The 5,406-nt window shown below is 65.5% G+C and carries 5 protein-coding genes; all 5 read right to left on the reverse strand.

The annotated features are described in order from the left end of the window. A partial coding sequence (locus tag GSQ76_RS31115) for an SDR family NAD(P)-dependent oxidoreductase (RefSeq protein ID WP_335904901.1) occupies positions 1-203 on the reverse strand: 203 nt, incomplete at its 3' end. Continuing rightward, positions 172-1,125, reverse strand: a complete 954-nt coding sequence (locus GSQ76_RS13585) for a 3-hydroxyacyl-CoA dehydrogenase (protein ID WP_158744445.1) — start codon at positions 1,123-1,125, stop codon at positions 172-174. The genes GSQ76_RS13585 and GSQ76_RS31115, both read right to left, overlap by 32 nt. Next, the gene (hisD, locus tag GSQ76_RS13590) at positions 1,122-2,429 is read right to left on the reverse strand and encodes a histidinol dehydrogenase (RefSeq protein WP_158744446.1); all 1,308 of its coding nucleotides are present in this window, start codon (positions 2,427-2,429) and stop codon (positions 1,122-1,124) included. Before hisD ends, GSQ76_RS13585 begins: the two co-directional genes overlap by 4 nt. Positions 2,430-2,618: 189 nt before the next feature. After that, entirely contained in the window at positions 2,619-4,259 is a 1,641-nt protein-coding gene (locus GSQ76_RS13595; protein ID WP_158744447.1) for a peptide ABC transporter substrate-binding protein, read from the reverse strand. A 26-nt stretch (positions 4,260-4,285) separates the two neighbouring features. Further along, positions 4,286-5,406, reverse strand: a 1,121-nt coding sequence (locus tag GSQ76_RS13600; protein ID WP_158744448.1) for an FAD-binding oxidoreductase, incomplete at its 5' end; no start/stop codon positions are given.

Raw genomic sequence — 5,406 nt, forward strand, 5'->3', positions numbered from 1 at the left:
TCGATCTCGTCCCCGGTGCGGGCGACGAGGGTAACGTGCGCGCCCGCCTGCGCCAGCGCCGCCGCCGCCGCCAGGCCGATGCCCCGGCCAGCTCCCGTCACCAGCGCACGCTGCCCATCCAGCCGGAGCGAAGGCGTGCGTGGCAGCGTCATCGGCGTGTCCATGCTGAGGTCAAACCTTCCCCGGTGTGGTGTCGGCAGCATCCATCTCCCGCTTATGCCGGGCCAGCGCCATCAGCCGCCGATCCCGCCACGCGCTGCGCTCCCCCAGTTTGTCGGCGGGCAGCACTTTGCGCCGCTCCGCCTCGACCTTCGCGATCAGCTCTGGTGTCCAGGTCAGGTGCGCCGTGGTGGACGCCGCGATGCTTCGGTATAGCCCGCCAAGCCGCGCGGCATAATCCGCCACGCCGCCCGGCGCATTCAGGTCGATCGTCTCGAACGGGCCCATGAAGGACCAGCGGAGCCCAAGCCCATGCGAGACGGTGCGGTCGACGTCTTCCACACTGGCCAATCCGTCCTCCACCAGTCGCCAAGCCTCCATCAGCAACACGCCTTGCAGCCGGTTGAGGATGAATCCCTCCGCCTCCCGCGTCATCTCCACCGGCACCTGCCCCACCGCCTCCATCAGCGCGCGCACGCCCTGCACGGTCTCTGGTGCAGTCCATGGCGCCGGCACCAACTCCACGATGGGTGCCAGGTACGGCGGGTTGACCGGATGCGCCACCAGGCATCGCGCCCGGCAGGCCACGTGCTGCGTATACAGCGACGCTGCAATGCCGGAGGACGAGCTGCCGACCCACGTCATCGGCCCAATAACGGCATCGATCTCCGACATGACTGCAGTCTTGACTGCCACGTTCTCCAGCACGCTTTCCTGCACGTAGACCACGTCCTGCAGCGCGGCCTGCAACGTGCCGGCCACGGTGATGCGCGCATGAATTTCCGCCGGGTCGTCGATCAGCCCGGCGGCCTGCAGGTCCTGCAGCCGGTCCCCGATCGTCGCCAGCGCGCGCGCCGCCGCACCGTCCGCTTTGTCGTACATGCGGACAGGATGGCCGGCCCGGGCAAACACGATCGCCCAGCCGCTACCAACAAGCCCGGCGCCGACGATGGCGATCGGGCTCATTCGGCGATGCCGGCGTAGGGAACGTTATCGCCGCCATAACGGCGCACGCGAATGTTCGCCTGCTCGCCATGCCCCGCAAACCCCTCCAGCGCGCACAGGCGGGACGTGTAGCGACCGATCATGGCGGACGCCTCGTTCGTCATCACCTTCTGGTAGGTGCAGGTCTTCAGAAACTTGCCGACCCACAACCCGCCCGTATAGCGCGCCGCCAGCTTGGTCGGCAGGGTGTGGTTGGTGCCGATCGCCTTGTCGCCATAGGCCACGTTGGTGCGCGGCCCCAGGAACAATGCACCGTAATTGCGCATGTTCTTCAGAAAGTAATCCGGGTCGTGCGTCATCACCTGCACGTGCTCGGACGCGATGCGGTCGGCCACCTGCACCATCTCCTCGTCGCTCTCCACCACGCAGACGGCACCGTGCGTCTCCCAGGCCTGCCGCGCAATCCCGGCGGTCGGCAGGATCTGCAACAGCCGCTCGATCTCCCGCATGGTGTCGCGCGCCAGCTTCTCCGACGTGGTCAGCAGGATCGCGGGCGAGTCCGGCCCGTGCTCCGCCTGCCCCAGTAGGTCCGTCGCGCAGAGCTCGCCGTCGACGCTGCTATCGGCGATCACCAGCGTCTCGGTCGGCCCGGCGAACAGATCGATGCCGACGCGGCCGAACAATTGCCGCTTCGCCTCCGCCACATACGCATTCCCCGGGCCGACCAGCATGTCCACCGGCGCGATGGTCTGCGTGCCCAGCGCCATGGCGCCGACCGCCTGAATGCCGCCGATGCAGTAGATCGCGTCCGCCCCCGCCAGATGCTGGGCCGCCACGATCGCCGGCGCCGGCTTGCCATGATACGGCGGCGCACAGGTGATCACCCGCGGCACGCCAGCGACCTTGGCGGTAATGATGGACATATGCGCCGACGCGAGCAGCGGGTATTTGCCGCCCGGCACGTAGCACCCGGCCGAACTGACGGGAATGTTCGTGTGGCCGAGGATGACGCCCGGCAGCGTCTCGACCTCGATATCCAGCACCGACTCACGTTGCTTCTGTGCAAAGTTCCGCACCTGGGTCTGCGCGAAGGTGATGTCCTCGATGTCGCGTTTGCTGAGTTGGGAGAGGCAACCCTCGATCTCCTGCTCGCTCAAGCGGTAATCGTCGCGGTCCCACTTATCGAACTTGACCGACAGTTCCCGCACCGCGGCGTCGCCCCGTGCGGCGATATCGGCCAGAATGCCCTCGACCGTTTCGCGCACCTTCTTGTCGGCAGCGACCACTTCAACCTGGTCTTGTCCGCGCTTGATCCAATGTTCCATCGGGCATTCCCTCCTCGTATTCCCCCGCTATAACGGACGTTGAATACGTATGCAAATCACTGGCGACCGGCGGCCTGGCAGGTGACATGTCCCAGACCAATACGATCGGCGGCGGCTCAGGCATTGCGCCAGACACCGCCGCTACGCAACGCGAGTGCTTCTACGCCCAGAGCTTCTAAACCCAGAGCTTTACGCCCAGTGCCAAGCCTCGAGGTTCCACGTGTTCAGCCGAACATTGCCGTTGGGCTGATACCCCAGCAGCCCGGCCTTCGTCCCCTCGATGGTCGAGGGCTGCTGTTGCGGCAAATACGGCAGATCGTCCCGCATCACCTGCTGCAGCTTCTGGTAGATCGGGATCCGCTTGTCCCGGTCGGTCTCCGCCGCCCCCTGTTCCAGCAGGCGATCCACCTCCGGATTGGAATACTGCATGGTGTTCTGCCCCGACCCGGTCTTGGCAGCGATGGACGAGCTGTGGAAATACACCGACGCATCCGGGTCCGGTCCGGTCATGAAGTAGATGCCGACGATCGCCGTCTCGAACTTGGACTTGATCCAATACTCGCCCCACATCACCGCCGGCGGCAGGTTCTTGATCGTCATCTCCACGCCGATCTGCTGGAAATCCTGCTGCAATAGCTGCTGGACCTGCTCGCGAAGGTGATTGCCCGCCGTGGTGGAGTTGGTGAAGGACAGCCGCACGCCGTTCTTGGCGCGGATCCCGTCCGCCCCCGGCTTCCAGCCGGCTGCGTCCAGCATAGCCTTGGCCTTATCCAGGCTATACTCGTGCTGTGGCAGGCCCGAATTATAGGCCCAGCTCTGTTTCGGCAGATAGCATTCGGCGTTGCTCGGAATGCCGTAATAGATCTGCTGGATGATGCTGTCCTTGTCGTAGGCATAATACAGCGCCTGGCGAACCGCCTTCTCCTGGAACTGCGGCATGCCCAGGTTGAAGTAGAAATTCTCGATCGACGATTGCGCGGCCGCCTTGACCTCCCGGCCACTGATCTTCTTCGCCTCGTCATAATGGTCGGCGGAGATGCCTTGCAGCCCGATATAGTCGATGTCGCCAGCCCGGAACTGCGTATACATCACCGTCAAATCCGGGATGTATTTATAAACCACGTTCTGCAGCAACGGACCCGCGCCGAAGTAATCCTCATTCGCCGCCAGCGTAATGTGATCGCCGGGCACGCGCTGCTGCCACTTGAACGGCCCGGTGCCGATCGGGTTCTGCACGAACGGGCCGCCCGTCATAGGCTCGTCCTTCAGCTTGTGCTGCGGCACGATGTAAAACCAGGCCAGGATCGACAGATAAGGTGCGTACGGCTTGCTCATCTTCCAGGTGATCAGTTCGGGCGTCGGCGTCTGGATCTCGGTGATCAGCGAATGCCCGATCCGGCTATAGGCCGGGAAATTCGGCGCCATGACGCTGTCCAGCGTGAACTTCACATCGGCCGAGGTGAACGGCGTCCCGTCATGCCACTTCACCCCCGGCCGCAGCTTCACCGTCCAGGTCAACCCATCGGCGGAGATGCCGCCATTCGCCGTCGTCGGCACCTCCAGTGCCAGGCGAGGCTGCATCGTGCCGCTCGGGTCCACCATCCACAGCGCGGAGAACAGTGCCATGTGCACGCCGTCATCCACCTCGATATGCGGACGGCGCGGATCGAACACCGTCGGCTCCTGCGACAGGCCGATCACCGCCTGGCCGGTGGGTTTCGCTTTCGGCTGCGCCCGGCCCGGCGCAGCGCCCAGCGCCAACCCGGCGCCGACCCCCGCGGTGGTGATGAGCATGCGGCGCCGCGAAATCTGTGGGGTGTCGATGGTCATGAAACCTCCTAAGGGGAAATAAGGCATTACAATCCGACGTCGAGCGTGATCGGCGTGCCGTCTGTGAAACGAGAGTAGCGAAACGGCGCCGCATCCACGATCGTGGGGCGACCGGTTGCCAACTCCGCCGCCAACCGCCCCGCGGCCGGCCCGATGCCGAACCCGTGGCCGGAAAACCCGGTCGCGATGATCAGACCCGGCACCGTGTCCACTGGCGAGATCACCGGCACCGCGTCCGGCGTCACGTCGATCATCCCCGCCCATTGCTGCAGCACGGGCGCGTTGCGAAAGATCGGAAACACATCCGAAATCGACGTCTGCGCCCCGGCATTCATCCACGGCACCGGATCCGGATCCAGCATCCGCGTCTTCTCGAACGGGCTCGGCTTGTCCAGTGCCCAGCGCGGCGGGGTCATCGCCTCCGCCATGAACCGATGGTCCAGCCGGAAATGCAGCCCACGCTTGTCGCCCTTCGCGGCAGGCAGGAACTCGCGGAAGAACTTGAACGTGTCGGGCGTCAGCGGCACCACGTTCCCACGCCCGTTGGCAATCGTGTAGCCGCCATCGTTGCGCTTGCGATAGGCAAAATCGCCCAGCCACGCCGATGTCAGCGGCCCACCCTCGATCGGCCCGGTGCGCAGCACGGATGCCCGCACCTTCAACTGTGGCAGCCGCACGCCCACGCTGCCGCAGAACAGGCGGGACCACGCGCCCCCCGCTAATATGGCGCTGTTGCAGGCGATCCGCCCCTGCTCGGTCACCACGCCAACCACCCGGCCACCCTGCAAATCCAGCCCGCGCACGGCGCAATGTTCCAGGATCACCGCACCAGCCGCGCGGGCCGCGGCGGCTATGGCGGGCACGGCCTTCTGCGGCTCGGCCCGGCCGTCGGTCCGGGTGTACAGCGCGCCCTTGGTGAACCGCTTGTTGGCGCCGGGCATCTGCTCGGCCAACTCGTCCCCCTCCACGATGCGGCTGGATAGCTGAAACGGCTGCACGCTCTTCAACCAACGCTCGTAGCGATCGCGGTCGGCATCCTTCTCCGCCACATACAGCACGCCGCATTCGCGAAACCCGGTCGCGGTGCCCTGCCGCTCCAACTCGTGCCACATGCGCATGGCCTCGACCATCAGCGGCACTTCGCGCA

Origin of the sequence: Acidisphaera sp. L21 (genome assembly GCF_009765685.1) — a bacterium.
Lineage (GTDB): Bacteria > Pseudomonadota > Alphaproteobacteria > Acetobacterales > Acetobacteraceae > LMUY01.

Bases quoted from the DNA above. Each gene is read 5' to 3' on its own strand.
- GSQ76_RS13585 (WP_158744445.1), bottom strand. From the start codon at position 1,125: ATGAGCCCGATCGCCATCGTCGGCGCCGGGCTTGTTGGTAGCGGCTGG.
- hisD (WP_158744446.1), bottom strand. From the start codon at position 2,429: ATGGAACATTGGATCAAGCGCGGACAAGACCAGGTTGAAGTGGTCGCT.
- GSQ76_RS13595 (WP_158744447.1), bottom strand. From the start codon at position 4,259: ATGACCATCGACACCCCACAGATTTCGCGGCGCCGCATGCTCATCACC.